The sequence below is a fragment of the Streptomyces sp. NPDC059850 genome (genome assembly GCF_042731515.1).
Classification (GTDB): Bacteria; Actinomycetota; Actinomycetes; order Streptomycetales; family Streptomycetaceae; genus Streptomyces.
Genome location: NZ_JBHWJI010000038.1, coordinates 58,158 through 84,328 on the forward strand (window position 1 = coordinate 58,158; position 26,171 = coordinate 84,328).

The 26,171-nt window shown below is 71.9% G+C and carries 25 protein-coding genes; 10 read left to right on the forward strand and 15 right to left on the reverse strand.

All coding sequences use genetic code 11. The annotated features are described in order from the left end of the window. Positions 1–87 precede the first annotated feature (87 nt). Positions 88–693, forward strand: a complete 606-nt coding sequence (locus ACFV9T_RS27940; RefSeq protein WP_385445083.1) for a hypothetical protein — start codon at positions 88–90, stop codon at positions 691–693. On the opposite strand, the gene ACFV9T_RS27945 is transcribed toward ACFV9T_RS27940, so the two are convergent. The 12 genes from ACFV9T_RS27945 to ACFV9T_RS28000 all read right to left on the reverse strand — a co-directional run bounded on the left by ACFV9T_RS27945 (position 690) and on the right by ACFV9T_RS28000 (position 11,000). Next, positions 690–1,442 carry a sirohydrochlorin chelatase gene (locus tag ACFV9T_RS27945; protein WP_385445023.1) on the reverse strand — a complete coding sequence of 251 codons (753 nt, stop codon included), beginning with the start codon at positions 1,440–1,442 and terminating at the stop codon, positions 690–692. The two genes, ACFV9T_RS27940 and ACFV9T_RS27945, sit on opposite strands and share 4 nt — an antisense overlap. Positions 1,443–1,465: 23 nt before the next feature. Next, positions 1,466–2,389, reverse strand: coding sequence for an ABC transporter permease (locus ACFV9T_RS27950; protein WP_385445024.1), 924 nt, complete (start codon positions 2,387–2,389; stop codon positions 1,466–1,468). After that, entirely contained in the window at positions 2,376–3,170 is a 795-nt protein-coding gene (locus ACFV9T_RS27955; protein ID WP_385445026.1) for an ABC transporter ATP-binding protein, read from the reverse strand. The genes ACFV9T_RS27950 and ACFV9T_RS27955 overlap by 14 nt, the downstream gene beginning before the upstream one ends. A 54-nt stretch (positions 3,171–3,224) precedes the next feature. Then, entirely contained in the window at positions 3,225–4,358 is a 1,134-nt protein-coding gene (locus ACFV9T_RS27960) for an aliphatic sulfonate ABC transporter substrate-binding protein (protein WP_385445028.1), read from the reverse strand. Between the two features lie 209 nt (positions 4,359–4,567). Next, positions 4,568–5,941 (reverse strand): sulfate adenylyltransferase subunit 1, encoded by a 1,374-nt coding sequence (locus ACFV9T_RS27965; RefSeq protein WP_385445030.1) that lies wholly within the window; start codon positions 5,939–5,941, stop codon positions 4,568–4,570. A gap of 2 nt (positions 5,942–5,943) precedes the next feature. After that, complete coding sequence (gene cysD / locus ACFV9T_RS27970; protein WP_385445032.1) at positions 5,944–6,894, reverse strand: sulfate adenylyltransferase subunit CysD; 951 nt, start codon at positions 6,892–6,894, stop codon at positions 5,944–5,946. Beyond that, a complete protein-coding gene (gene cysC, locus ACFV9T_RS27975; protein WP_385445034.1) occupies positions 6,891–7,463 on the reverse strand; it encodes an adenylyl-sulfate kinase in 573 nt (190 codons plus the stop codon). Before cysC ends, cysD begins: the two co-directional genes overlap by 4 nt. Further along, on the reverse strand, positions 7,463–8,164 hold the full coding sequence (locus ACFV9T_RS27980) for a phosphoadenylyl-sulfate reductase (protein ID WP_385445036.1): 702 nt from the start codon (positions 8,162–8,164) through the stop codon (positions 7,463–7,465). The genes cysC and ACFV9T_RS27980 overlap by 1 nt, the downstream gene beginning before the upstream one ends. Continuing rightward, positions 8,161–8,346: a hypothetical protein gene (locus tag ACFV9T_RS27985; RefSeq protein WP_385445037.1), complete on the reverse strand. Its 186-nt coding sequence runs from the start codon at positions 8,344–8,346 to the stop codon at positions 8,161–8,163. Before ACFV9T_RS27985 ends, ACFV9T_RS27980 begins: the two co-directional genes overlap by 4 nt. After that, entirely contained in the window at positions 8,343–10,037 is a 1,695-nt protein-coding gene (locus ACFV9T_RS27990; RefSeq protein WP_385445038.1) for a nitrite/sulfite reductase, read from the reverse strand. The genes ACFV9T_RS27985 and ACFV9T_RS27990 overlap by 4 nt, the downstream gene beginning before the upstream one ends. A gap of 235 nt (positions 10,038–10,272) precedes the next feature. After that, entirely contained in the window at positions 10,273–10,356 is an 84-nt protein-coding gene (locus ACFV9T_RS27995; RefSeq protein ID WP_313879519.1) for a putative leader peptide, read from the reverse strand. Between the two features lie 92 nt (positions 10,357–10,448). Further along, positions 10,449–11,000 (reverse strand): GNAT family N-acetyltransferase, encoded by a 552-nt coding sequence (locus ACFV9T_RS28000; RefSeq protein WP_385445040.1) that lies wholly within the window; start codon positions 10,998–11,000, stop codon positions 10,449–10,451. Between the two features lie 228 nt (positions 11,001–11,228). Between ACFV9T_RS28000 and ACFV9T_RS28005 the strand changes: the two genes are divergently transcribed. Continuing rightward, complete coding sequence (locus ACFV9T_RS28005) at positions 11,229–12,497, forward strand: YihY/virulence factor BrkB family protein (RefSeq protein ID WP_385445041.1); 1,269 nt, start codon at positions 11,229–11,231, stop codon at positions 12,495–12,497. 43 nt (positions 12,498–12,540) lie between these two features. Beyond that, entirely contained in the window at positions 12,541–13,245 is a 705-nt protein-coding gene (locus ACFV9T_RS28010; RefSeq protein WP_385445043.1) for a class I SAM-dependent DNA methyltransferase, read from the forward strand. A 183-nt stretch (positions 13,246–13,428) separates the two neighbouring features. Here the strand turns inward: ACFV9T_RS28010 and ACFV9T_RS28015 are convergent, their stop codons facing one another. After that, positions 13,429–16,575: a BTAD domain-containing putative transcriptional regulator gene (locus ACFV9T_RS28015; protein ID WP_385445045.1), complete on the reverse strand. Its 3,147-nt coding sequence runs from the start codon at positions 16,573–16,575 to the stop codon at positions 13,429–13,431. 374 nt (positions 16,576–16,949) lie between these two features. On the opposite strand from ACFV9T_RS28015, the gene ACFV9T_RS28020 reads away from it, so the two are divergent. Both ACFV9T_RS28020 and ACFV9T_RS28025 read left to right on the forward strand, forming a co-directional pair. Next, the gene (locus tag ACFV9T_RS28020) at positions 16,950–18,233 is read left to right on the forward strand and encodes a hypothetical protein (RefSeq protein ID WP_385445046.1); all 1,284 of its coding nucleotides are present in this window, start codon (positions 16,950–16,952) and stop codon (positions 18,231–18,233) included. A gap of 5 nt (positions 18,234–18,238) precedes the next feature. Further along, positions 18,239–18,826 carry a transcriptional regulator gene (locus tag ACFV9T_RS28025; RefSeq protein ID WP_385445048.1) on the forward strand — a complete coding sequence of 196 codons (588 nt, stop codon included), beginning with the start codon at positions 18,239–18,241 and terminating at the stop codon, positions 18,824–18,826. On the opposite strand, the gene ACFV9T_RS28030 is transcribed toward ACFV9T_RS28025, so the two are convergent. Together ACFV9T_RS28030 and ACFV9T_RS28035 are read right to left on the reverse strand one after the other, a co-directional pair. Continuing rightward, positions 18,718–20,886, reverse strand: a complete 2,169-nt coding sequence (locus tag ACFV9T_RS28030; protein ID WP_385445050.1) for an ATP-binding protein — start codon at positions 20,884–20,886, stop codon at positions 18,718–18,720. The genes ACFV9T_RS28025 and ACFV9T_RS28030 overlap by 109 nt on opposite strands. A gap of 208 nt (positions 20,887–21,094) precedes the next feature. Beyond that, entirely contained in the window at positions 21,095–21,577 is a 483-nt protein-coding gene (locus ACFV9T_RS28035; RefSeq protein WP_385445052.1) for a MarR family winged helix-turn-helix transcriptional regulator, read from the reverse strand. A gap of 51 nt (positions 21,578–21,628) precedes the next feature. Between ACFV9T_RS28035 and ACFV9T_RS28040 the strand changes: the two genes are divergently transcribed. The 5 genes from ACFV9T_RS28040 (at position 21,629) to ACFV9T_RS28060 (ending at position 26,139) form a co-directional block, all read left to right on the forward strand. Further along, positions 21,629–22,873 (forward strand): FAD-dependent monooxygenase, encoded by a 1,245-nt coding sequence (locus tag ACFV9T_RS28040; RefSeq protein ID WP_385445054.1) that lies wholly within the window; start codon positions 21,629–21,631, stop codon positions 22,871–22,873. A 204-nt stretch (positions 22,874–23,077) separates the two neighbouring features. Continuing rightward, positions 23,078–24,169 carry a ribosome small subunit-dependent GTPase A gene (gene rsgA, locus ACFV9T_RS28045; protein ID WP_385445056.1) on the forward strand — a complete coding sequence of 364 codons (1,092 nt, stop codon included), beginning with the start codon at positions 23,078–23,080 and terminating at the stop codon, positions 24,167–24,169. A gap of 274 nt (positions 24,170–24,443) precedes the next feature. Next, positions 24,444–25,478, forward strand: coding sequence for a tetratricopeptide repeat protein (locus ACFV9T_RS28050; protein WP_385445058.1), 1,035 nt, complete (start codon positions 24,444–24,446; stop codon positions 25,476–25,478). Between the two features lies 1 nt (position 25,479). Next, positions 25,480–25,842 carry an ASCH domain-containing protein gene (locus ACFV9T_RS28055; RefSeq protein ID WP_385445060.1) on the forward strand — a complete coding sequence of 121 codons (363 nt, stop codon included), beginning with the start codon at positions 25,480–25,482 and terminating at the stop codon, positions 25,840–25,842. 120 nt (positions 25,843–25,962) lie between these two features. Continuing rightward, the gene (locus ACFV9T_RS28060) at positions 25,963–26,139 is read left to right on the forward strand and encodes a hypothetical protein (RefSeq protein ID WP_385445085.1); all 177 of its coding nucleotides are present in this window, start codon (positions 25,963–25,965) and stop codon (positions 26,137–26,139) included. Positions 26,140–26,171 lie beyond the last annotated feature (32 nt).

Sequence of the window (26,171 nt, forward strand, 5' to 3'; positions counted from 1 at the left end):
GGAACGCGACCAGAGCCTCCAAAAGATGAGGAGACGGCTGAGGGACTCCGTAGGCCATGAGGGCGCGACGAGCTGTACCAGCCGGTCGTGTACGGCAGCGGGGACGACGCGGTCCTCTCCGACCTCTTCGGAGTCGACTCGCCCTACTCCGATCGCGCGGACGCATTGCGGCGGCCGTCGCTCGACGACCAGACGGTCACACTGCTCGCGCGAGCGCACGATCGGCATCACGCCCCTCGCCGAGTGTTCGACTGGTACAACCACCTTCTCGGGTGTTCCTTCTGCAACTCGCACGCCAAAGGTGGCCTCTTCCCGAGAGACGAGGACGGGGCACCACTGCTCATCGACCCCACGGCGGACGAACCGGTACATCACCTCCGGCTCTCCCTCACCAGCGGTGAGTACCACTGCCTCGACACCCTGGCGGGGTGCGCGGCCCTTTTGACAGTGGACGACAAGGCCGGTGCGGAGAAGCGCATGGTGAGGTCGCGGCGTCAGCCCCTCGCGGATGTTCTGCAAGAGTTACGGCGTATCGCGGACCGGCCCTCGGCGGCCTTGGTGGTCGGAGGCGAGGTCGCCCTCGCCGCCCTGCGTACCTTGTACGGGCAGCCCGCGGCCGAGCCGGTGTTCATTCCGCGGCAGACCTCGCGACACGAGCCGGACTGCAGGTCCCGGAGGAGCGCCGTGTCCTAGGCCGTCAGCAGGACCCGCCGCGCCGCGCGCGCCTCGTCGTAGCGGGTCAGCAGCAGGCGGGCCAGCTCGGGGGCCGGGCCGAGGACGGCGGCCAGGGTGTCCGCGCCCGCTGCCTCCGCGCCGTGCGCGATGCGGTCGGGGAGGCGGCCGGGGGCGATGACGTACGGGGCCACGGCCACCCGTTCGACGCCCTCGGCGCGCAGGGCGCGCACCGCGTCCTCGGTGCGGGGCAGGGAAGCGGAGGCGAACGCGGGTCGCACGGCGCACCAACCGGTGTGCCGCCACTCCCGCGCGATTTCAGCGATCACCGCGATCGCCTCCGGGTCGGTGGAGCCCGCCGAGGCCAGGACGATGCCGGTCCGGTGCCGGTCGGCGGGGCTCAGCCCGGCCTCGCGCAGCCGCCGTTCCAGGGCGTCCACGAGCAGCGGGGAGGGCCCCAGGACCTCGGCCTGGCGGACGGTCAGGCGGGGGTGGCGGGCCGTGGCCTCGCGCAGGACCGCCGGGATGTCGGCCTTCGCGTGGAAGGCGCGGGTCAGCAGGAGGGGGAGGGCGACGACCTCGTCCGCCCCCTCCGCGGCGAGCCGGTCCACGACCTGGCCCACCCGTGGTGCGTTGAACTCCAGGAAGGACGGTTCGACGCGCAGCCCCGGCCGCAGCGACCGCACGCGCGCACACAGCGCGCCGACGGTCGCCGCGTGGCGGGGATCGCGGCTGCCGTGGGCGACGACGAGGAGGGTCGGGGGAGACATGGCGTGGTCCGTTCCGGGGTGGTTCAGGGCGCGTTCGCCAGCAGGCCCCGGCTGCGCAGCACCCGGCGCTCGATGGGCGCGAAGATCAGCAGCTCGATGCCGATGCCGACGATGAGGATGAGCAGGATCGCGGCGAGCACGAGGGACATGTCCTGGTCGACGCGGGCCTGGTCGAGGAGCTGCCCGAGACCGGTGCCCAGGTCGGGGGAGGTCGCGATGAGTTCGGCGGCCATCAGGGAGCGCCAGGAGAACGCCCAGCCCTGCTTGAGCCCCGCGATGTAGCCGGGCAGCGCGGCCGGGAGCAGGATGTGCCGGATCCCGGCGATGCCGGTGGCGCCGATCGTACGGCCCGCGCGCAGGTACAGCGGCGGGATCCGGTCGACGCCGGAGACCAGGCCGTTGGCGATGGAGGGGACCGCGCCGAGCAGCACCACCGCGTAGATGGTGGAGTCGGTCAGCCCGAACCAGATGATCGCGGCCGGCACCCAGGCCACCGAGGGAAGCGACTGCAGCCCGGACAGGATCGGGCCGATGGCCGCTCGTACGAACTTCACGCGCGCGACCAGCAGGCCCAGCGGTGTGCCGATGACCAGCGACGCGGCGAAGCCGAGGGCGCCACGCGAGATGCTGTTCCACACGTAGCCCAGCAGCGTGCCGTCCAGCCACTTCTCCCGCAGCGAGTGGCCGACGTCGACCGGGCTGGGCAGCTGGTAGTGCGGCTTCAGCTCCAGGACGTAGGCGAGCTGCCACAGCCCCAGCACGATCACGATGGCGACGACCGGCGGCAGCACCTTGTCGAGCAGGATCCGGCTGACCGGCACCCGGTCCTTGGTCCGGGTCTCCAGGGCGTCCAGGCCCGCTTCGAGCCCCGCCAGCTGGTCGGGGGCGTCCTCGGCGGCGGCCGGGGTCTTTACGGAGGCGTCCTGCTGAGCCTCAGTGCTGGCCATGTCGGCGGATCTCCCCACGGAGCTGTTCGGTGATTTCGACGGACAGGTCGGCGACGGCCGCGTCCTCGATCCGGCGCGGCTGCGGCATCTCGACGTCCCACTCGCGGGCGACGCGGCCGGGCCGGGAGGACATCAGGACCACGCGCTGGGCGAGCCGGACCGCCTCGCGCACGTTGTGCGTGACGAAGAGGACGGAGAGGTTGGTCTCCCTCCAGATGCGGGTCAGCTCGTCGTGCAGCACGTCGCGGGTGATGGCGTCGAGCGCGGCGAACGGCTCGTCCATCAGCAGCAGCCGGCTGTCCTGCGCGAGCGCGCGGGCCATCGCGACCCGCTGCCGCATACCGCCGGACAGCTCGTGCACCCGCTTGCCGTACGCGCCCTTCAGGCGCACCAGCTCCAGCAGCCGCTCGGCCTCGTCGCGCCGCTCGGCGCGCGGCACCCCGCGCATGCGCAGCGCGAGTTCGATGTTCTTGCCCGCGGTGAGCCACGGGAAGAGCGCGTGCTCCTGGAACATCAGGGCGGGGCGTCCGCCGGGTACGTCGATGCTGCCGCCGGACGGCTTGTCGAGACCGGCGACGAGATTGAGGAGCGTGGACTTGCCACACCCCGAGGCGCCCAGGAGACAGACGAACTCGCCTGGGGCGACATCGAGCGTGATGTCGTCCAGCACCAGCTGCTGCGCGCCGGGGCGGCCGAACGACTTCGACACGTGGTCAAAACGCGCGGCATAGGTACCCGTGCCATTCTTCTCGACGGGCTTCTGGGTGAGCGTAGCGGTCATGGCCGTCACCTCCTGAGGACTGGGTTTGCTGACGGGACCCAAGGTTTCCGGGCCCTACTTGCTGCCGAGCCCGGCGGAGTCGACCTCCGGCTTGCCCTGGGCCTTGAGAACCTTGTTGAGCAGCGTGAGGTCGTAGATGTCCTTCAGCCGGGGGTTCTCCAGCAGGCCCGCCTTGACGGCGTGCCGCGCCTCGTCCTGGAGCGTCGAGGCCAGCGGGTCATTGGTGACGTCGATGTTCTTGAACGCCGGGTCGAGCACGTTGGGGGGCAGATCGCTGCCGCTGATCTGCTTCAGCGATGCGTTGATGTCCTGGGCGGCCTTGTCCGGGTTGGCCTTGATCCAGTCGTTGGTCTTCACCGAGCCGCGCAGCACGGCCTCGACGACCTTCGGGTGCTCCTTGAGGAACTGCTTGGAGACGATCATGTTCGTGATGACGAACTTGCCGTCCTTCCACAGCTTCTTCTCGTCCAGCAGCTCCTTGCCGCCCTGCGAGACGATCTTGGACGCGGTCGGCTCGGGCACCCACGCGCCGTCGATACCGCCCGTCTTGAAGGTCGTCGGGATTTCCTTGTTGTCCTGCCGGAGGACGTTCACATCGCCCTTGCCGGTCTGCGGGTCGACCTTGTAGCCCTTCTCGGCAAGGTAGTTGAGAAGGGCCACGTCCTGCGTGTTGCCCTTCTGCGGCGTCGCGATGGTCTTGCCCTTGAGGTCATCGACGGACTTGATCTTGTCCGGGTTGACCACGAGCGATACGCCACCGGACGTCGAACCCGAGATGATCTTGAGGTTCTGGCCGCCGGACTTGGTGTAGCCGTTGATGGCGGGGGACGGGCCGATCCAGCCGATGTCGATGGACTTCGCGTTGAGCGCCTCGATCTCGGAGGGGCCCGCGTTGAAGATGAACGGCTTGACCTTCGTGCCGCCCAGCTCCTTCTGGATCAGACCTTCCTGGCGGTCGACCATCGGGGTGGCGTGGGTGACGTTGGCGAAGTAGCCGATCTTCACGTCGTCGAGGCCGTCGACCTTCTTGCCCTTCGCCTCGACCTTCGGACCGTCGTCAACCTTCTTCGAACCGTAGCCGCAGGCGCCGAGCGAGCCGATCAGCAGCGGGAGGACGGCGAAGGCCGCCAGCAGGCGGGTGGTACGGCGGCGCGACCGGGATATCGCGCGGGGAGCGGCAGACGGCACGGGAGGTGTTCCTCTCGGAGGGCCGGGCGGCCCGATGTCAGGGGACGCCCGGCAGTTCAGACGGTCTTCGGGGGGAGTGGTGCGAGGGAGCGGGGAGGGCGCGCGTCAGCGCACACATCGCCCGACTCCGCCCTGGCCACTGCCCAGGGCGCCGCTGCCTACGCGGCCGCCCTCCTTCGCGAACGTCGAGAACACCTCACCGGCCATCGTCAGAAGTCCCAGCCCTCGTCGTCGCCCGTGGCCTCGCCGTCCGCCGCCGGTGCCTGCTCGGCGAACGAGTCGCCCGCCATGCCCGCGGTCAGCGTCGTGCCGTCCGCCGGGTCGATCAGCAGGAAGGACCCGGTGCGGCGGGAGGCGGCGTACGCGTCCAGCGCCAGCGGCTCCGACGTCCGCAGGACGACCCGGCCGATGTCGTTGGCGGCCAGCTCGCCCGGCGCCGGGTGGTGCGACAGATCGGCCAGCGTCAGCCGGGACGGGATGTCCTTGACGATCGCCTTCACGGTCCGGGTGGTGTGCTTGAGCAGCACCCGGTCCCCGACCCGCAGCGGCTGGTCGTGGAGGTGGCAGACGGTCGCCTCGACGTCCTGGGTGGGGGCGGGCGCGTGGGCGCTCGGGGCGAGGACGTCACCGCGCGAGATGTCGAGGTCGTCGGCGAGCCGGATCGTCACCGACTGCGGCGCCCAGGCCAGGTCGGCGGACTGGCCCAGCGCGTCGATCTCGGTGATGGTGCTCGTACGGCCGGACGGCAGCACCGTCACCTCGTCCCCGACCCGCAGCACACCGGAGGCCACCTGGCCCGCGTAGCCGCGGTAGTCGGGGTGCTCGGCGCTCTGCGGACGGATCACGAACTGCACCGGGAAGCGCGCCGGGTCCTGCGACGGGTCGATGCCCACCGGCACCGTCTCCAGGTGCTCCAGGACGGTCGGGCCGCCGTACCAGTCCATGTTCGCGGACGCGGTCACCACGTTGTCCCCGGCCAGCGCCGAGATCGGGATCGCGGTGATCTCGGGGACGCCCAGCGAGGCCGCGTACGTCGTGAACTCCTCGGCTATCGCGGCGAACACCGGCTCCGCGTAGTCCACCAGGTCCATCTTGTTGACGGCGAGGACCACATGCGGGACCCGCAGCAGCGCGGCCACCGCGGCGTGCCGCCGGGTCTGCTCCACCACGCCGTTGCGCGCGTCCACCAGGACGACCGCCAGCTCCGCGGTGGAGGCGCCGGTGACCATGTTGCGGGTGTACTGCACATGGCCCGGGGTGTCGGCGAGGATGAACCGCCGCCGCGGGGTGGCGAAGTAGCGGTACGCGACATCGATGGTGATGCCCTGCTCGCGCTCCGCCCGCAGCCCGTCGGTCAGCAGCGCCAGGTCCGGCGCCTCCTGACCACGGCTGCGGGACGCGTGCTCGACCGCCTCCAGCTGGTCGGCCAGAACCGACTTGGAGTCGTGCAGCAGCCGCCCGACCAGGGTCGACTTACCGTCGTCCACCGAACCGGCGGTCGCGAAGCGCAGCTGGGAGGAGGCCGCGGACTGCTCCACCGCGGTCACCACGGCCTGTTCCTCGGCACTGAGATTGCTCGTCATGGCTAGAAGTACCCCTCGCGCTTCCGGTCCTCCATCGCGGCTTCCGACAGCTTGTCGTCGGCGCGCGTCGCGCCCCGCTCGGTCAGCCGGGACGCGGCGATCTCGTCGATGACCTGCTCGATCGTGACCGCGTCCGACTCGACGGCACCGGTGCAGGACATGTCGCCCACCGTGCGGTAGCGCACCTGGACCCGCTCCACCGTCTCGTCGTCCTTCGGGCCGCCCCAGTCACCGGGGGCCAGCCACATGCCGCTGCGCCGGAACACCTCGCGCTCGTGCGCGTAGTAGATCTGCGGAAGCTCGATCTTCTCGCGCTCGATGTACTGCCACACGTCCAGCTCGGTCCAGTTGGACAGCGGGAACACGCGGACGTGCTCACCGGGGGAGTGGCGGCCGTTGTACAGCTGCCACAGCTCGGGGCGCTGACGGCGCGGGTCCCAGCCGCCGAACTCGTCCCGCAGCGAGAACACCCGCTCCTTGGCGCGCGCCTTCTCCTCGTCCCGGCGGCCGCCGCCGAAGACCGCGTCGAAGCGGTTCTTCTCGATGGCGTCCAGCAGCGGTACGGTCTGCAGCGGGTTGCGGGTGCCGTCCGGGCGCTCGCGCAGCCGCCCGTCGTCGATGAACTCCTGCACCGACGCCACGTGCAGCCGCAGCCCGTGCTCGGCGACGGTGCGGTCCCGGTACTCGATGACCTCGGGGAAGTTGTGCCCGGTGTCCACGTGCAGCAGCGAGAACGGCACCGGCGCGGGCGCGAAGGCCTTGAGCGCCAGGTGCAGCATGACGATGGAGTCCTTGCCGCCGGAGAACAGGATCACCGGCCGCTCGAACTCCCCCGCCACCTCGCGGAAGATGTGCACCGCCTCGGATTCCAGTGCGTCCAGGTGGGAGAGCGCGTAGAGGTCGCCCTCGTCCGAACCGGACCCGGTTCCATTGATCGGAGCCACGGTCGTCATGCCAGTCCCCTCTCGCTCAGAAGTGTCCGGAGTGCGGCTGCCGACTCCTGTACGCCCTGCTCGTGTGCCGCGATCCGCAGGTCCGGGTCGGCCGGGGCCTCGTACGGGTCGTCCACCCCGGTCAGCCCCTTGATCTCGCCCGCCGCCTGCTTCGCGTACAGCCCCTTGACGTCGCGCTCGGAGCACACCTCGACCGGCGTCGCGACATGCACCTCGACGTACGCGGTGCCCTCGGTCTGGTGGCGCTTGCGCACCGCCTCCCGGCTGTCCGCGAACGGCGCGATCACCGGCACCAGCACCTTGACCCCGTTGGAGGCCAGCAGCTCGGCCACGAAGCCGATCCGCTGCACATTGGTGTGCCGGTCCTCGCGCGAGAAGCCCAGCCCGGCGGAGAGGAACTCGCGTATCTCGTCGCCGTCCAGCACCTCCACCCGGTGGCCCTCGCTGCGCAGCCGCTCCGCGAGCGCGTACGCGATCGTCGTCTTTCCGGCGCTCGGCAGACCGGTCAGCCACACGGTGGCCCCGGTGTGTATCGGCGCGCTCATCTCGTTCTCCTGGTCGACAGCCATCAGCCGTGCAGTCCGCATTCCGTCTTGTTGCTCCCCGCCCAGCGGCCCGACCGGGCGTCCTCGCCCTCCAGCACCCGACGGGTGCAGGGCGCGCAGCCGACGGAAGGATATCCGTCCATGAGCAGGGGGTTGGTCAGTACACCCTGTTCGGCGACGTACGTGTCCACGTCCGTCTGAGTCCAGCGCGCTATCGGCGATATCTTCACCTTTTGCCGTCGGTTGTCCCAGCTCACGACCGGTGTGCCGGCGCGGGACGGGGACTCGTCGCGGCGCAGTCCGGTGGCCCACGCGTCGTACGCCTTCAACCCCTCCTCAAGGGGTTGTACCTTGCGCAGCGCGCAGCACAGGTCGGGGTTCCGGTCGTGCAGCTTCGGTCCGTGCTCGGCGTCCTGCTCGGCCACCGTCTGACGCGGCGTCAGGCTGATGACGTTGACGTCCATCACGGCCGCCACCGCGTCCCGGGTGCCGATGGTCTCCGGGAAGTGGTACCCGGTGTCGAGGAACACCACGTCGACACCGGGGAACACCCGGGAGGCGAGGTGGGCCACCACCGCGTCCTCCATCGAGGAGGTGACGCAGAACCGCGGCCCGAACGTGTCGGCCGCCCAGCGCAGGATGTCGAGCGCCGGGGCGTCCTCAAGGTCGCGGCCCGCCTGGGTGGCGAGCGCTTCGAGGTCGGTGTGCTGCTGAAGCTGGGTCATATCGCTGTGTCCCCTTCTCCGGCTCGGTCGCGCCGCAAGCCCTTGGCGAGCAGCCCGAGGAACGCCAGACGGAACGCCCGATTGCAGGACGCGCATTCCCAGGACCCGTGACCCTCTTCGGAGGGCCGCAGGTCCTCGTCCCCGCAGTACGGGCAGTAGAACGGCGCGGCGCGCTCGCTCATTTGAGAGCATCCTCACTGGCGCGACCGGCCCAGGTGGCGAACCGCTCGCCTTCCTCGCGCTCCTCCTCGAAGCGGCGCAGGACGCGCTCGACGTAGTCGGGCAGTTCGTCGGCGGTCACCTTCAGACCGCGCACCTTGCGGCCGAAGCCCGGCTCCAGGCCCAGCGCGCCGCCCAGGTGCACCTGGTAGCCCTCGACCTGCTCGCCGTTGTCGTCCATGACCAGCTGGCCCTTGAGGCCGATGTCCGCGACCTGGATGCGGGCGCAGGCGTTCGGGCAGCCGTTGAGATTGATGGTGAGCGGCTCGTTGAACTCGGGCAGCCGCCGCTCCAGCTCGTCGATGAGCCAGGAGCCGCGCCCCTTGGTCTCGACGATCGCGAGCTTGCAGAACTCGATGCCGGTGCAGGCCATCGTGCCGCGCCGGAACGGGGACGGCTTGACCTGGAGGTCCAGCGCCTCCAGCCCGGAGACCAGCGACTCGACCTGGTCCTCGGCCACATCGAGCACGATCATCTTCTGCTCGACGGTGGTGGTCAGCCGCCCGGAGCCATGGGCCTCGGCCAGGTCGGCGATCTTGGTGAGGGTGGTGCCGTCCACCCGGCCGACGCGCGGGGCGAAGCCGACGTAGAAGCGGCCGTCCTGCTGGCGGTGGACGCCGATGTGGTCACGCCACCGCTGGACGGGATCGGCGGGCGCCGGGCCGTCGGACAGCGGGCGCTTCAGGTACTCGTCCTCCAGCACCTGGCGGAACTTCTCGGGGCCCCAGTCGGCGACCAGGAACTTCAGCCGGGCGCGGGTGCGCAGCCGCCGGTAGCCGTAGTCGCGGAAGATCCCGACGACTCCGGCCCAGACCTCCGGGACGTCCTCCAGCGGCACCCAGGCGCCGAGCCGGACGCCGATCTTGGGGTTGGTGGACAGCCCGCCGCCGACCCACAGGTCGAAGCCGGGGCCGTGCTCGGGGTGGTTCACGCCGACGAACGCGACGTCGTTGATCTCGTGCACGACGTCGAGCACCGGGGAGCCGGAGACCGCGGTCTTGAACTTGCGCGGCAGGTTGGAGAACTCCTTGCTGCCGATGTAGCGCCGGTGGATCTCGTCGATGGCGGGGGTGCCGTCGATGATCTCGTCCTCGGCGATCCCGGCGACCGGGGAGCCGATGATCACGCGGGGGGTGTCGCCGCACGCCTCGGTGGTGGACAGGCCGACCGCTTCCAGCCGCTTCCAGATCTCGGGCACGTCCTCGATCCGGATCCAGTGGTACTGGACGTTCTGCCGGTCGGTGATGTCGGCGGTGCCGCGCGCGAACTCCTGCGAGATCTCGCCGACGACCCGCAGCTGCTCGGTGGTCAGCCGCCCGCCGTCGATCCGGACCCGCATCATGAAGTGCTCGTCGTCCAGCTCCTCCGGCTCCAGGATGGCGGTCTTGCCGCCGTCGATCCCGGGCTTGCGCTGGGTGTACAGACCCCACCAGCGCATCCGGCCGCGCAGATCGGCGCCGTCGATGGAGTCGAAACCACGATGGGCGTAGATCGTCTCAATGCGTGTCCGCACATTGAGACCGTCGTCGTCCTTCTTGGTCTGCTCGTTGCCGTTGAGCGGGGTGAAGTGACCCGCGGCCCACTGGCCTTCGCCGCGATGGCGTCCGGCCTTGCGGCGGGGCGTGGCTGCTGCGCGTTCCGGTGTGGCGGGCATGGCGGTGGTGTCCTTCTGAGCGGCTCGGTGCGGCGGATGATCTCGCGCGCACGCTCTGACCTGCGCAGGAGCGCAGGCGGGCACGGCGCTGCGGCGAATACCGGTGCGGGTGGATTACGACGGGGAAAGTGTCGAGGCGTGCGCGCTCGCCCACGTCATCGGGGGCGGCGGGAAGTGCGGTGGGGGCTGTCCGGGGGCCGGTACGGGCCCTGCTGGGTGCGCCCTGCTGAGTGCGTCAGCTCGCCGGACAGATCGCGCTGGACATGCGGCCGAGGTCGACGTGGCGTCGACTCACCAAGGCAATTCCAGCTCGAGACATGAGGGAAGCGTGGCACGCGCATCTTCGGCGAGTCCACCGTTGTCCACTATCCGGACGTCTTGGTCTCGTTCTGTGGGATGGTGTGGCGTTGGTCACCCCTCCGCCCCGGTCGCGACCTCGGCTTCGGTCGTGACGTCGAAGACCTTAAAGCCCCGGCGGCGGTAGTTGTCGAGCGCGTACGGCCCGTCCTTGCTGCACGTGTGGACCCACAGCCGCTTGGTCGGCGGCCTGCCGGGCCAGCGCTCGGCCAGGTCCCAGGCGCGGCGGGCGCCCCAGGTCAGCAGGTGCCCGCCGATGCGGCGGCCCCGGAAGGCGGGCAGCAACCCGAAGTACGAGATCTCCACGACGCCCGCGTCCTGCGGGTCCAGCTCGATGTACCCGGCCGGGGTGCCGCGCTCGTACGCGACCCACGTCTCCGTCCCGGGCCGGTCCAGGAACTCCAGCCACCGCTCGTGCGACCACTCCAGCCGGTCGGTCCAGTCGTTGTCCGCGCCGACCGCCGTGTAGAGGAAGCGGCTGAACGCCGGGCTCGGCACCTCGGCCCGGACGATCCGCACCCCCGCCCCGGCCCCGGGCTCCCGCGCCGGGCTGACGTCGGCGGCCGCGGTCTGCTCCAGGGACCAGGTGGTCACGTCGATGGTCATGGGGAAAGCCAACCATGGATGCGGCGTGACAGGTATGGCAGGCCTGCCGTGCAACGCGACGCAACCTTTGCCCTCCGGCGCGCCGGGCGCGGACACTGTCCGCAGCGGGCGGAGGGCGGTGCCGAGTCGGCGCGGCGTCCCCTCCGCCGACGCCTCCGCCGACGCGTTCCTGCCGTGTGCGCCGGTGAGCGTGCAGGCCGCGCCGTACGTGACGGATACGGTTGGGGCGTGCAGCCAGCAGAAGACATCCCCAAGCCGTCCGGGCGGCTGAACAAGGCCCGCGCCATGTACCGCAATGTGTCCAAGCGCAGGATGGCCTGGCTGCTCCTCAAGGACACCATCAACTCCTGCATGGAGTACCGGGTCACCGGCCTAGCCGCCGAGGCCGCCTTCTTCACCCTGCTGTCGCTGCCGCCGCTGCTGCTCGGCCTCATCGGGCTGCTCGGCTACTTCGACGCGTGGACCGACACCGGTACGGTCGCCACCATCCGGCAGAACATCCTCGACGCGTCGGGCACCGTGCTCTCCGACCAGGGCGTCAAGGAGATCGCCCGGCCGCTCCTGGACGACGTCATAGAGGGCGGCCGCCCCGACGTCATCTCGCTGGGCTTCGGCATCGCCCTGTGGTCCGGCTCGCGCGCGGTGAACGTGTTCGTGGACACCATCACCATCATGTACGGGCTGGAGGGGCGCCGCGGGATCGTCCAGACCCGGCTGCTCGCCTTCCTCCTCTACCTGGTGGCCCTCATCATCGGGGCGGTGGCGCTGCCGCTGATGGTCATCGGCCCGGAGACCTTCGTGGACCTGGTGCCGTCCAGCGCCACCCTCGTCCGGTTCCTGTACTGGCCCACCGTGATCCTGCTGTCCGTCGCCTTCCTCACCACGCTCTACCACGTGTCGGTGCCGGTGCGCTCGGCGTGGCGGGAGGACATCCCGGGGGCGCTCGTGGCGCTCACCATGTGGGTGCTCGGCAGCTTCTTTCTGCGGCTCTACCTCATCCACACCGTGGAGGGTCCGACGATCTACGGTTCGCTGGCGGCGCCCGTCGCCGTCCTGCTGTGGATCGGTGTGTCCGCCTTCGCCGTGCTCGTCGGCGCGGCCGTCAACGCCGCGATCGACCGGGTGTGGCCCTCGGTGGCCACCGCCGCGGGCCGCGCCCAGCGGGCGGCCTGGACCCGGGAACAGGCCGCCTTCGAGCGCGCCCGGGACCAGCGCACGGCCGACGACGGCTCTGCCGAGATCAGCCCGCCGTCGGAGTTCCCCGAGCGCTGGGCCCAGTTCCTGCCCCACGCGGACATACGGAGTCGGCTGCACCACCCCGGCAAGCGCGAGCCGAAGCGGGCGGAGGCTCCCGACCCCAAGTCCTCCGACCCCAAGTCCCCCGAGCCCCAGCCCGCCGAGGTGCGGAACCCCGAGGCCAGGCACCCGGAACCCCGCCACCCCGAGGTCAGCGCCGCGGAGGACGGCGCCACGCGGGACGGGGCACCCCCGGTGTAAAACCCGTCGCGCCCCGTATCGGCGGTCGCCGATACTGCGGCGCATGGTTCACTTCTCCGACTTCGACACCCGCGGATACCGCATGGTCGACGTCGCCACCGGCTATGGACAGTGGGTCGAGACCTACGAGCAGACCGTCGAGGACGTGATGGACCTCGCCCTCCTCGACGACCTCACCGAACCCCGCTGGCCCTCCGTCCGCCGCGCCGCCGACCTCGGCTGCGGCACCGGCCGCACCGCCGCCTGGCTGCGCCGCAACGGAGTGGCCGCCACCATCGACGGCGTCGACCTCACCCCCGAAATGCTCGCCCGCGCCCGCGCACGTGGCGCCCACGACCGCCTCACCGAGGGCGACGTCCGCGCCACCGGCCTCGACGCGGGCGCGTACGACCTGGTCATCGCCTCGCTCATCGACGAACACCTGCCCGAGCTGCGCCCGTTCTACGACGAGGCCTGGCGCATCGCGGAGCCCGGCGCGGCGTGCGTGGTGGTGGCGTTCCACCCGCACTTCATCATGACGACGGGCATGCCGACCCACTTCACCAGCGACACCGGTGAGTCGGTGGCCATCAGCACCCATGTCCACTTGCTCAGCGACCACATCACGGCGGGCCTGGGCGCGGGCTGGACACTCGCCGAGATGCGGGAGGGCGTGGTGGACGAGCGGTGGCTCGCGGTCAAGCCGAAGTGGGAGCGATTCCGCCACCACCCGGTGTCGGTGGCGATGGTGTGGCGAAAGGGCACTTGACCTGGGCATATGCCGCTTCGAGACTACTGCAATCGGGGTGTATGGTCAGGCGCGCTTGGTGATCAAGGGTTTCCTGTCCCTGTAACTCCGCTCCCGCAGAGGGGTCTTGTGAGCAGTGCAAGGCGCGTTTCCGTCGTCATGGCTACCGCGGTCGTATTCGTCATGACACTTGCGTCGGCGGCTTCAGCCGCACCCTTGCAGTGGATGTGGTGAGCCGAGAAGACCCCGCAACCGCTCCGCCTCGGCGCTCGCTCCCAGGCGTTCGTACAGGGTGATCGCCCGCCCGCCGTGGTGGCGGGCGCTCTCCCCGTCGGCGGCGGACAGCGCGGTGCGGGCCAGGCCCGCGAGCGCGTGGGCGCGGCCGAGCGGGAAGCCGGTGTCCTCGGCCAGGGCCAGCGCCTGCCGGTAGACCTCCGTGGCGGTGGCGAGGTGGCCCGAGCGGTGGTGGGCGTCGGCCGTGCCGATGAGCGCCCGCTGCCGTTCGTACGCGTTGTCGATGCTGCGGGCCGCCCGCTCCGCCAGGGCGAAGTGGCGCAACGCCTCGTCCGTGCGGCCGTTTTCGGCGTACGCGGTCCCGATGCTGATCAGCACGTTCGCCTCGCCGAGGGTGTCCCCGCCCGCCCGGTGGCTCTCCAGGGCGCGCCGGAAACACCGCAGCGCCAGGGCGGTGTTCCCGGTGGCCTGGTGGACGGCGCCGAGGTTGGTGTCGAGGATGGCCAGCTCCTGACGGCCGCCGAACTGCCGCACGAGGACGAGGGAGCGTTCGTAGTGTTCGCGGGCGTCGTCGTAGCGCCCCTGGAGGAACTGCAGCTCGCCCAGGTTGTTGAGCGCCTTGGCCTGCCCGGGGAGGTTGCCGAGCGCTTCGTGGACGCTGAGCATGACCCGTACCCGCTCCAGCGCCTCGCCGTACCGGCCCGCGAAGTGCAGCGCCGCGCCCTGGATGTTGAGGCAGTCCGCCTCCCCGCCTCGGTCGCCGACCTGCCGGTAGCGGGCGATGGCCCGGTCCAGGACCCGCAGGGCCGTCTCGCCGTGGCCCGCGGCGAGATGGGCGCGCCCGGACTGGAGGAGCGCGTCGGCGCAGCCGTGCGGGTCGCCGAGGCCACGGAAGAGGATCAGGGCTTCGGTGGCGCAGCCCTGGGCCTCGTCGTGGCGCTTCTGGGCCAGCACCTCCGCGCGTTCCACCAGGGTTCTGGCGAGGGCGGGCCGGTCGTCGCGGGTGCGCAGGACGGTCAGGGCGGCGCCGTACAGCTCGGTGGCGATGTCCCATGTCCCCCAGGTCTTCAGCGCGTTGGCGAGGATGTGCGGGAAGAGGGCGGCGTACGAAGGGGACCGGCCGGGCGCGGTGCGGGCCGCGGCCAGCAGGTTGGCGCGCTCCAGGGTGAGCCACACGACCGCCTCGTCGGCGTCGGCGAACTCGGGCGCGTACGGGGACTCCTGGAGCGGACCGGGCGGCGGGGGCCGACGGTGCGGATGGACGAGGCGGTCGGCGCGGTGTGCGGCGGTGAGGTGGTAGCCGAGCAGCCGCTCGACGGCCTCGTGGCGGGCGGATGCGGGCTCCTCCCGGGCGCATATCTGGAGGCCGAACGCGCGGCCGAGGTCATGGAACCGGTAGCGGTCGCATACGGATTCCTCCAGCAAATGGCTGTCCAGCAGCTCTTCGACCACCCGCCGGATCCGCGCGGGGTCCGTTCCGGCGAGCGCGGTGGCCGCGCGGAGGGTGATGTCGGGGCCGGTGTGCAGGGCGAGCCTGCGGAACAACCGCTGGGCGGGGGCGGTGAGTTCGGCGTACGAGAGCTGGAAGGCCGACGCCACCGCGAGGTCGAACTCGTCCAGCGGGTCGGTGGCCTCCGCCAGCAGGTCGAGGAGGTGGTGCAGATCCCAGGCGTCCCGGTGCCGGAAGCGGCTGGCGAGCAGCTGGACGGCAAGGGGGTGGCAGCCGCACGCGGCGACCACCTGCCGCAGCGCCTCGGCGTCGGAGGCGGAAGGGGCGGCGGCGAGCCGGGCGGGGCCCGCGATCCGGGTGAAGAGCGCGACGGCCTCCGCTTCGGAGAGGACGTCCAGATGGAGCGAGGTGGCGCCGTTCAGCCCGACCAGCCGGTTGCGGCTGGTGACGATCGCGCGGCAGTCGGGGGAGCCCGGCAGCAGCGGGCCGACCTGGGCGGCGTCCCGGGCGTTGTCGAGGATGACGAGCACCCGGTGGCGCGCGGTCCAGGCCCGCCACCGGGCCGCGCGCCCGTCGAGCGAGTCGGGGAGCGGGCCGGGCGCGCCGGAGGCGTGCAGCAGGACCGCGAGCGCCTCGGCGGGGTCGCAGGGCTGCTGTCCGCCGTAGGCGTGGAGGTCCACGTAGAACTGCCCGGCCGGATACGCGCCGCTCAGCCCGTTCGCGGCGCGGATGGCGAGCGCGGTTTTGCCGACGCCGGGCATGCCGTGGATGAGGGTGAGGGGCAGCCAGCCGTCGTCCCCGTCGTCCCCGGCGGCCGGGGTGGCGGCACAGGCGGCCAGCAGGATGCGCAGTTCGCTCGTCCGCCCGGTGAACTCCCGGACGTCACGCGGAAGGGTGTTGCCGGGCTCGCGCACCGCCGGGGGCGCCCCCGATGGCGCCATGGGGGGCGCCATCGGGGGCGCTGCCGGGCTGTCGGCGTCCATCAGAGCACGGTCCTGATCGAGGATGCGCTGATGCAGTTCGCGCAGTTCCGCCCCGGGTTCGATGCCCTGCTCCTTGCGCAGCAGCCGCCGGGTGTCCCGGTAGACCATGAGCGCCTCGTCGTCCCGTCCGCAGCGGTAGAGCGCCAGCATCAGGGAGGCGATCACCTTCTGGGCGTACGGGTTCTGCGCGGCCAGCTCGCGCAGCTCGCCGATGAGATCCGCGTGCTGCCCCAACTCCAGCTGTAGCCTGATGCGTTGCTCCCGTACCCGCCGGTGGTCCTCGACCAGCCGGGTGCGGGCCGCCGCCGCCCAGGCCCCGGTGAACTCCGTCAGCGGCTCGCCCCGCCACAGCTCCTCGGCGGCCCGCAGCAGCCCCACGGCCCGTTCCCGCTCGCCGCGCGCTCCCGCCGCGCCCGCCTCGTTGCGCAGCCGCTGGAAGCACAGCAGATCGATGTCCTCAGGAGCGGCCCGCAGCCGGTACAGCCGGGGGGACGGCCGCTCGACCCCGGCCCGGTCCCCGATGGCCTCGCCGAGCCGTCCGCGTATCCGGGACAGATAACTCTGCAGCGTGTCCAGGCCGCTCGGCGGCGGCTCACCGTCCCAGACCCGCTCCATCAGCGTGTCCGCGGTGACCGGCTCGCCACGGGCGTGGACCAGCACGGCGAGCACACAGCGCTCTTTCACCGAACCGAGCGTGTGGCGGCGCTCGCGATGCCATAGTTCGAGGGGTCCCAGAGCAAGAAGTTTCACCGACGGCCCCCGATGGGTGTGCTTCTTCCCGCCGTTCCGGCGGCCCGCGCACGTTCGTACGGCACTCACTTCACTTTTGCCGTGAAGTCGGGGGTTGCGGACAGAGGCGCACGGGTGCGTGGCGGGCGCACGTCCTTGACCCTGTGATCAGCTCGTTCGGCACCGCAGGCGGCGTGCAGGAATTCTGCAACCCCCGCATCCAGTCCCCAGGGCACCCCCTCCTCCGGCGGCCGACCGGGTCGCCGACCGGAATCGGGCGCACGGCACGCGCCGGGAGCCCGAAGGAAAGACCGGGGGAAGTCGAACCGATGAGCGTGACCATGCTGGAAGCTCACCCACGCCATGTGCCGGTGCGTCCGGACGTCGAGTACTGGGCCACCCGGGAGATACGCCGGAGGGTCCTGGCCGTGGTGCACACGGTGACCGCAGGACAGCGGCTGCTGGACGCCATCCGGCTGCTGGAGGGCGACGTGCGGGTACAGGTGTTCTTCACGGCGGCGCCCGATGTGTTCAGCAACGGCGTCGCCGCGTTCCTGGACGGGCTGCGGGGGCTGGTGCTGCCCTGGAGCCAGGCGGTGCAGACGCCGTTCGACCTGGCGCTGGCCGCGGGCCACGGCGGCCTGCACGAACTCCACGCGCCCGTCATCGTGCTGCCGCACGGCGCCGGACACAACAAGATCGTGCCCGGACGGCGGCGGGGGCGCGCGGTGGCGGCGCAGCGCAGCGTCTACGGGCTCAGCAGGCAGCGGCTGGTCCGGGACGGGGCCGTGGTGCCCGAGGCCATTGTCCTGGCGCACCAGGAGGAGCTGGCCCGGCTGGGCCGGGAGTGCCCCGAGGCGCTGCCGGTCGCGGAGGTGGTCGGCGACCCGTGCTTCGACCGCATCACCGCGAGCCTGCCCGCCCGCGCCCTGTACCGGGAGGCGCTGGGCGCCAGGCCCCGGCAGCGGCTCGTGCTCGCCTGCTCCACCTGGGGGCCGAACTCCCTGCTGGGACGCACACTTGAGGTCCTGGAGCGGCTGGTGGAGGAGCTGCCGCGCGAGGAGTTCCGGGTCGCCGCGCTGCTGCACCCGCACGTGTGGAACGGCCACGGCGAGTGGCAGGTGCGCAGCTGGCTCGCCCGGCTCGGCCGCTCCGGGCTCACCGTGCTCAGCCATTACGCCGACTGGACGGGGGCGCTCGTCGCGGCGGACTACATCGTGGGCGACCACGGCTCGGTCACCCTCTACGGCTCGATGACCGGGGTGCCCGTCCTGATGGCCACCCTGCCCGACGCCGATGTCGACCCCGGCTCACCGCTGGCCGAACTGGGCTCGTTCGCGCCCCGGTTGCACGGGGACCGTCCGCTGCGGGAGCAGTTCAAGCGCAGCTCGGCGACGTACCGCGCGCAGCGCCACCAGCGGGTGGCGGCCCGGATCACCTCGGAACCGGGCCGGTTCGCCCGCAAGATGCGCGCGCTCCTCTACCGCAAGCTGCGGCTGCGGGCCCCCGCCGGGCGGCCGACCACCGAGCCCGCGCGGCTGCCGTTCACGGTGCCGTACGACGAGCCGGGCAGCGTCGCGCCGGGCGGCATGCGGCCGGGGGCCGTGTCATGACGCCGGTGACGCTGGCGTCTCCGGTGACCTCGGTGGCTCCGGTGACCGCCGTGGTGACCGAGCCCGCGTGCGGGGTGCCGACGGGCCGCGTCCACGTCGTGCTGCTGCGGCCGGGGAGCGGTGTGCGGGGGCCGCGGGTCCGCCGGACCGTGGATGAGCACCTGCGCGTCCTGCTGCCCGCGCCGGTGCCCTCGCTGGCCTCGCTGGCGGATGTGCTGTTGGCGGGTGTCGACACGGGGATGCCGCCGCATCGGCAGACCGCCGCGCTGGCCGCCCGGCACTCCGGTGCCCTGGTGGTGGCGGTGCACCGGGGGCACCGCCTCTGGATGCGGCTGGGCCCGGACGGGCTCGCGCTGACGCTGCGCGCCCGGCGCCCGGCGGCCGGGCCGCCCTGGGCGGTGTGGGCGTCGGTGGCCCACACCTGGCTGGTGGCCGGGCTCCCGGCCGAGGAGCTGGGGGCGGCGCCGATGCGGCTGGTGTGGCGTCAGCCTGCCGTGTCCTCCGTCCCGCCGGTCTCCGGGGTGTCCAGACGCCCGAGCCGGGCGCGTACGGCCTCGGCGTGGGCCGACTTCGAACGGCCCACCGCCGAGTAGAGGCCCAGCGCCTCCTCGTAGCGCTCCCGGGCCAGCCCCGTCTGGCCACGCCGCTCGGCAAGCGTGGCCAGGCTCTCCACGGCGCGCGCCGTCTCGTAGTGCGCGGCCATGCCGCGCAGGGTGGCGAGCGCCGCCGACAGCCACTCCTCCGCGAGGCCGTGCCGGTCCCGGCCGAGGTGCGCGCGGCCGAGCAGGGTGGCCGCGCGGGCGGCGTTGTACGCGTCGCCCGCCTCGTCGAGCGTGGTGTGCGCGGCGTCGGCGTCCGTCACCGCCTGCTCCCACCGCTCCCGCTCCAGGGCGATGTCGGCGAGGTTGAGCCGGGCCAGTCCACCGGCCCGCGCGTCGCCGACCGTGGGCAACTCCGCGGCGGCCCGGGCGAACAGCTCGGCCGCCCGGTCCAGGCGGCCCAGCCGCTGATGGGCCAGGCCCTGGTAGTTGAGCGTACGGGCCTGGCCGAGCGCGTTGCCGCTCGCGTGGAACGTCCGCGCCGCGCGCTCGAACATCTCCAGAGCCCGTTCGTGGTCTCCCATCCCCAGCTCGCCCATCCCGCCGGAGGTCAGCATCCGGCACTGCGCGACCGGGTCCGCCAACTCCTCCGCCGCGAGCAGCCCTTCGCGGTGGGCGGCCCGCCAGTCCTCGTAGAACTTCCGGCGCAGGAACAGCGGCCACAGGGCGTCGGCGAGCTGCCAGGCGACGGCCGGGAAACCGGCGGGGCGGGCGATGCGGATCACCGCCATCAGATTGGGCAGCTCGCTCTCCAGCCAGTCGAGCGCGGCGTCGCCGCCCTCCCCGAAGTCCGCGATGACGGGATCTGTCGCGTCGGAATCCCGGTCGAGCGTCCGATGCTGCGGATCGACGATCGCCTCGGCGCGGGTGGCCGTGGCCAGATAGTGGTGGGCGATGCGGCGCAGTGCCGCCGCCCGCTCCTCCGGGGTCTCGTCTGCCTCCGCCTTCTCGGCGGCGTGCAGCCGTACGAGGTCGTGGAAGCGGTAGCGCTCGTCCCCGGCGTCGATGAGCAGGTTCGCGTCGTACAGCAGATCCAGCGGCCCGGACGCGTCCCGGCCGCCGCCCAGTGCCGCGTCCGCCACCGCGCTCCCGAACTCGGGGCCCGGATGCAGGCTCAGGCGCCGGTACAGCCGGGCGGCCTCGTCCCGCAGCCCCTGGTACGACAGGTCCAGAGCGGCCCGTACGTTGTGGTCCCCTTCGATGGCCAACGCCTCCAGTCGGCCGCGCTCCTCGGTCAGGGCGCGCACCATCGTCGTGATGTGCCGTCGCGGCCGCGCCGCGAGCCGGGCCCCGGCCACCCGCACCGCGAGCGGCAGCCCGGCGCACAGCTCGACCAGGGCCCGCGCCTCGGCGGGCTGCGCGGCCACCCGGTCGTCGGCGAGCGTGACCCGCAGCAGCTCGACCGCCGCCTCCGTGGCCAGCGGATCGAGATGCACCGCGTAGCACCCGTCGACCGTCAGCCCCGGCATCCGCCACCGGCTGGTCACGGCCGTCACGTTCGGTCCGCCCGGCAGCAGCGGCCGGACCTGCGCGGCGGTCGCGGCGTCGTCGAGCAGCACCACCAGCCGCCGGTCCGCGGTCAGCGACCGGTACAGCGCCACCCGCTCGGCGGGCGCCGTGGGTATCTGCCCGGTCGGCACCCCCAGCGCCCGCAGAAACCGCCCCACCACCTCCTCGGGCGATACGGCCCCGGCCGCCGACTGGGCGCCGAGGTGGGCGTAGAGCTGCCCGTCCGGAAACCACTCGCGCAGCCCGTGCAGCCACGCGAGCGCCACCGCCGTCTTCCCGACCCCGCCCAGCCCGCTGACCGCCGCCAGCGTCCCGTACCCCTCCGCGGCCGCCCGCTCCCGGTGCCCCTCCAGCGTCCGCAGCTCCGCCGTCCGGTCGGTGATCCGCACCGACGGCGGCAACTGCCACGGTACGTACGCCCGTTGCCCCTCGCCGGTGTCCCCGGCCCGGATGTGAATCCCCCCGTAGACCGCCCCCGCCTGCACGGCCGGGCCGTGCACCGTCCCGCTCAACTCGTTGTGGTCACCGCGCGGTTGCCCCTGCACCCGTCCCCCTCCGCACTTCTCGTGATGAGGTTACGTGCAAACTGCCTCTGTCATATGCCTCCGTGGCAGTTCGGAATGACTGTTCGAAACGTCGAGGGAATGTCGGGGAATCAGGGGCGGTCCGGTCGGGTGGGGGACATTCTCGGCGCTGCTCCTTCGACCGCGGTCGCGCAAGCCTCGACCGATCGATGCCCGCCGCGCCGCAGCGTCAAGCTTGTCCACGGGTGTCGTCGGTGGCGGACAGGTGGGCCGAGAGGTCGTCGACCATGCGGCCGAGGAGGCGGCCGAGGTCCTGGCGGTCCTGGGTGGGCCAGTGGGCGAGGGCGCCCGTGAACCAGCCGAGCACGGTGCGCATGTAGCGGTCGGCGGTCGAGGCGCCCTCCGGGGTGAGGTCGATCAGGCGGGCGCGCTGGTCGTGGGGGTCGGCGATGCGGTGGACCAGGCCGCGCTGTTCGAGGCCCTGGACCTGGCGTGTGGCGTGGGGGCCCGCCACCTGCATGCGGTCGGCGATCTCGCCGATCCGCAGGGGCTGACCGGCCATCTTGAGGATGCTGAGCACCGCCACCGCCGGTCGCTCAAGCGAGATTCCGGCGGCCGTGGCGGCCTGCTCGAACATGCGGCCGCGGTTCAGCACGTTGCTGAGCTGGGTCAGCCGGGGGAGCAGCTCTGCGAGCAGGTCGTCGTCATGCATGCGCGTTGATTACCTAACTTAGGTATATAGTTTGGCGTGGGAGGTACGGCTATGAGGAAACTACCGAAGCGGAAGATCCTGATCTCCGGCGCCAGCATCGCGGGCCCCACCCTGGCCTACTGGCTTCACCGGTACGGCTTCGAGGTCACGGTCGTGGAGAAGGCGGACGCGGTGCGCGGGGGCGGGTACCCCATCGACATCCGCGGCACGGCGCTGGGGGTGATCCGGCGGATGGGGATGTGGGACCGGATCCGGGCCGCGCATCTCAACACCCGCGCCCTCACCTTCGTCAACGGCGCGGGGAAAACGGTGGCTTCGCTGAAGCCGGAGATGCTGACCGGTGGCGTGGAGGGCCGGGACGTGGAACTGCCGCGCGGGGAACTGGCCGCGGCGCTCTACGACGCGGTCCGGGGCGACGTCGAGTTCGTGTTCGGCGACTCCATCGGCACGCTCGACGAGACGGGCGACGGCGTGGACGTCACCTTCCGCGGTGGGGCGCGGCGCACCTTCGATCTCGTGATCGGCGCGGACGGACTGCACTCGCACACCCGAGGTCTCGTCTTCGGCCCCGAGGAGCGGTACCACCGCTACCTCGGCTACTGCTTCGCCGGGTTCACCATGCCCAACCGGATCGGGCTCGCGCGTGAGGGCGTGGCCTGCAACACCCCGGGCCGGGCGGCGATCCTCTACGCGCCCACCGACGACGGCCCGCTGCACGGGTTCCTCACCTTCACCCGGGACACCCCGCCCTTCGACGCCTTCACCGACCCCGCCGCCCAACGCGACCTCGTCGCCTCGGTCTTCGCCGACGGCCGGTGGGAGACGCCCCGGATGGTCGAGGCCATGCGGACGGCCGACGATCTCTTCTTCGACGTCGTCAGCCAGATCCGGATGCCCCGGTGGTCGCACGGCCGGGTCGCGCTCGTCGGCGACGCCGCGTACGCGCCCTCCTTCCTGTCGGGGCAGGGATCGAGCATCGCCCTGGTCGGCGCGTACGTCCTCGCGGGGGAGCTGGCCACCCGTACCGGCCACGCCGCCGCGTTCGACGCCTACGAGCGCGGGACCCGCGCGTTCGTCGCCCAGAACCAGGCGCTCGCCGACGGCGGAGGCGGCACCCTCGTACCGCGCACGGCCCGCGGCCTGTGGCTGCGGAACCAGGCGCTGCGCGCGGCGCCGCTGCTGGCGCGTACGGGGCTGTCCGGCCTGGCCAGGCGCAAGGCCCGGATCGCCAACTCCGCGCTCACGCTGCCCGGTTACGCGTACGAGGAAAATCGGTGGAGCCGCGTCCCCGGATAGGGGTACGGTCTCCTCGTTCGCGTCGAGAACGCTCGTGAGGACGAGAGAAACGGGAGGTGTGACCGATGGCTGTCTCTGTGCTGGGCGCTGCCCGCAACCAGAAGTTCATCCACTTCACCTCCGTGGTCTCCGGCTGACGCTTCGCGGTTTTCGCGATGTCCCTTTCGCGCCGGGGACCGCCCTTCGAAGGGCTTTCCCTTGAGCTTGAGCAATGCACTTTTCGACGCCTACGGCTGGGACCACCGCTGGGAGGCCGAGTTCGCCCCGTACGCCCGGCAGGGGCTGATCCCCGGCCGGGTGGTGCGGGTGGACCGTGGCCTGTGCGATGTGGTGACGCCCGGCGGCACCGTCCGCGCCGACACGGAGTTCGTCGTTCCGCGTGACCCGATGAAGGTCGTGTGCACCGGCGACTGGGCCGCCGTGGACGGCGCGGACGTGGGCGAGCCGCGTTACGTACGGGCGCTGCTGCCGCGCCGTACGCAGGTGGTCCGGTCGACCTCCTCCAAGCGCTCCGACGGCCAGGTGCTGGCCGCCAACGCCGACCACGCCGTGATCGCCGTATCGCTCGCCGCCGAGCTGGACCTCGGGCGGGTGGAGCGGTTCGTGGCGCTCGCCTGGGAGAGCGGGGCACAGCCGGTGGTGGTCCTCACCAAGGCGGACCTCGTGACCGATCCGGGCACCCTGGCGCATCTCGTCACCGACACCCGGACCGCCGCGCCCGGGGTCGAGGTACTGACGGTGAGCGCCACCACCGGGGACGGGATGGACGTGCTCGGCGCGCTGCTCGCGGCCGGGACCGCCGTCCTCCTCGGCCAGTCGGGCGCGGGCAAGTCCACCCTGGCCAACGCCCTGGCGGGCGAGGACGTCCAGGACGTACGCGCCATCCGCGACAGCGACGGCAAGGGCCGCCACACCACGACCACCCGCAACCTGCTGCCCCTCCCCTCGGGCGGCGCGCTCATCGACACCCCCGGGCTGCGCGGGGTCGGGCTGTGGGACGCGGAGGGCGGGGTGTCGCAGGCGTTCGCCGAGATCGAGGCGTACGCCGAGGACTGCCGCTTCCACGACTGCGCGCACGAGGCCGAACCGGGGTGCGCGGTGCTCGCCGCCGTCGAGGACGGCGCGCTGCCGCCCCGGCGGCTGGACAGCTACCGCAAGCTGCTCCGCGAGAACGCCTACCTCGCGGCCCGCACCGACGCCCGCCTGCGGTCCGAGATGCGCCGCGAATGGAAGCAGCGCCAGGCCCTGGGCCGCCACATGATCGAGCGCAAGCGCGGCCCCCAGCGCAAGCCGTAACGCCGCGCGGCGGTGGTGGGGTGGGGGTTTCCGGGCCAGTGTGGCCCGGAAACCCCAGCCCTAGCAGGCAGGCTGCTCAGCTGTCGGCTGCTTCGGTGATCAGCAGGCTTTGAACGGGCGCAGCGACGAGATTCCTCCGCCTTGGATGAACGGGGACAGCCCGGATGGAACACTTCCCGCAGGGGAGGCAGCCCGAGCAGGTGAGGGCTCGCGTACCTGCACGGAGGTGGAGGCAACGAAGCGTCGCGATGCAGTGAAACTCGCCGGATTGGCCATGGCGTCCCCGGCTGCCGCAGCACAGATCCTCGAACAGGCCGCCGCCGAGGCCATGGAGTTCACCCAGCAGGCCGAGGCGTCCTCGCTCGGCTCGGGAACCCTGGACCACCTCGATCTGGCGGTCGGCGAGTTCAACCACGCGTACTCGATCAAACCGCCCAGGGCCGTCTTCGACGGGGCGCTGGACTACCGGCGCAAGGTCGACGCCCTCCTCAAGGCCCCACACACCCACCGTCAGGAACGCGAACTGCTGGCGTTCGCCGGGTGGCTGTCGGAGCTCTTGGCCTGGCTCGCCCATGACCTCGGGGACGCCCGCACCGGTCTGGCGTTCGCCACCGACGCGTTCGTCCACGGTCGACAGGCCGGACACGGTGAGCTGTGCGCGTGGGCGATGGACGCCGCCGCCTCCATCAACCTGTACGAACACCGGCCCGAGAAGGCCCGCGACGCGGCTCTCAAGGGCCTCACCGAGGCCCCGGCCACCCATCCGCTGACCGTGCGGCTGCACGCCCAGGCCGCCCGCGCTGCCGCTGCTGATGGTGACGCGGACGGTTTCACCACCGCCTTCCGGGCCGCCAAGGACGCCTATCATCTTCTGCCGCCCCGCCCGCCCCGCTGTTTCGGTATCGATGTGCTGCCGTTGGCCGACTACGCCCTCACCTCGTATCCGGCGACCTCGTTCATCTGGCTCGGCCAGGCGGAACAGGCCCGTCAGCATGCCGAACACGCGCTAGCGGCCTATGAATCGGCGCCCGAGGCATCCCGCTCACCGAGCCGGGAGGCCATCGCCCGGATCGACCTGGCCCTTGCCCATGCCCAGCTCGGAGACCCCGACGACGCCGTCGCGCTGGGGCATCAGGCCCTCGACTCCGCTCGCGTCGTGGACTCCGTCCGCCACCGGGCCGGTGATCTCACCGCGTTCCTTGCCCGTCGCTATCCCCGCCAGGCGGCCGTGGAGGGCCTTCGCGAACGGCTGGCCGCCCAGGTGTGGCCTGTTCGCAGCCCCCGGAGCCTGAACCAGAAGGAGGCATGACGTGACCGGCGCCCAGCAGCCTGCCGAGCACTCTCTCCATATCCGCAAGCCGTACTTCGACCTGATCGCCAGCGGTGCGAAATCCATCGAGGTCCGGGTCGGCTATCCCAAAATCCGCAAGATCAACGCTGGCGACACCCTCCGGATCAGCTGTGGGGAGGAGTCCCTGGAAACCCGCGTCACCGCGGTGAAGGAGTACGCGTCCTTCACCGCGATGCTGGACGCCGAAGACCCGGCCGCGATCGGCGAACCGGGCATGAGCCACGACGAGCTCGTCGCCGCGATCCGCGACATCTACCCGCCCGAGAAGGAAGCCCTCGGCGTCTTCGCCCTCCACCTCACCCTCACCCGGGCGGACGCCTGAGGAAGGGATCGTTCCGGTGGCCGTTGGTGGGGGCTCGACGGGAGGATGGGGGGAGCTTCATCCCACGTCGGGCACAGCGTCGGCGGTCGGTAGGCGGCTGTCGGCAGAGAGCGGGTCGCGATGAATTCCGGTACGGATGAGTACGACGTCGTTGTCCTGGGTGCGGGCCCGGTCGGGGAGAACCTGGCCGACCGGGCCCGTGCGGCCGGGCTCTCCACGGCGATCGTGGAGAGCCGGGGGGGCGGCGGCGGGTGCGGGTTCAGGGGCGGCGTCCCCCCCAAGGGGGTGCTGCGGTAGGGCCTACGCCGGGCCGCGGGGCGGCGTCATCG

Bases quoted from the DNA above. Each gene is read 5' to 3' on its own strand.
- ACFV9T_RS27945 (WP_385445023.1), bottom strand. From the start codon at position 1,442: ATGTCTCCCCCGACCCTCCTCGTCGTCGCCCACGGCAGCCGCGATCCC.
- ACFV9T_RS27950 (WP_385445024.1), bottom strand. From the start codon at position 2,389: ATGGCCAGCACTGAGGCTCAGCAGGACGCCTCCGTAAAGACCCCGGCC.
- ACFV9T_RS27955 (WP_385445026.1), bottom strand. From the start codon at position 3,170: ATGACCGCTACGCTCACCCAGAAGCCCGTCGAGAAGAATGGCACGGGT.
- ACFV9T_RS27965 (WP_385445030.1), bottom strand. From the start codon at position 5,941: ATGACGAGCAATCTCAGTGCCGAGGAACAGGCCGTGGTGACCGCGGTG.
- cysD (WP_385445032.1), bottom strand. From the start codon at position 6,894: ATGACGACCGTGGCTCCGATCAATGGAACCGGGTCCGGTTCGGACGAG.
- cysC (WP_385445034.1), bottom strand. From the start codon at position 7,463: ATGGCTGTCGACCAGGAGAACGAGATGAGCGCGCCGATACACACCGGG.
- ACFV9T_RS27980 (WP_385445036.1), bottom strand. From the start codon at position 8,164: ATGACCCAGCTTCAGCAGCACACCGACCTCGAAGCGCTCGCCACCCAG.
- ACFV9T_RS27985 (WP_385445037.1), bottom strand. From the start codon at position 8,346: ATGAGCGAGCGCGCCGCGCCGTTCTACTGCCCGTACTGCGGGGACGAG.
- ACFV9T_RS27990 (WP_385445038.1), bottom strand. From the start codon at position 10,037: ATGCCCGCCACACCGGAACGCGCAGCAGCCACGCCCCGCCGCAAGGCC.
- ACFV9T_RS27995 (WP_313879519.1), bottom strand. From the start codon at position 10,356: ATGTCTCGAGCTGGAATTGCCTTGGTGAGTCGACGCCACGTCGACCTC.
- ACFV9T_RS28000 (WP_385445040.1), bottom strand. From the start codon at position 11,000: ATGACCATCGACGTGACCACCTGGTCCCTGGAGCAGACCGCGGCCGCC.
- ACFV9T_RS28010 (WP_385445043.1), top strand. From the start codon at position 12,541: ATGGTTCACTTCTCCGACTTCGACACCCGCGGATACCGCATGGTCGAC.
- ACFV9T_RS28020 (WP_385445046.1), top strand. From the start codon at position 16,950: ATGAGCGTGACCATGCTGGAAGCTCACCCACGCCATGTGCCGGTGCGT.
- ACFV9T_RS28035 (WP_385445052.1), bottom strand. From the start codon at position 21,577: ATGCATGACGACGACCTGCTCGCAGAGCTGCTCCCCCGGCTGACCCAG.
- ACFV9T_RS28040 (WP_385445054.1), top strand. From the start codon at position 21,629: ATGAGGAAACTACCGAAGCGGAAGATCCTGATCTCCGGCGCCAGCATC.
- ACFV9T_RS28050 (WP_385445058.1), top strand. From the start codon at position 24,444: ATGGCGTCCCCGGCTGCCGCAGCACAGATCCTCGAACAGGCCGCCGCC.
- ACFV9T_RS28060 (WP_385445085.1), top strand. From the start codon at position 25,963: ATGAATTCCGGTACGGATGAGTACGACGTCGTTGTCCTGGGTGCGGGC.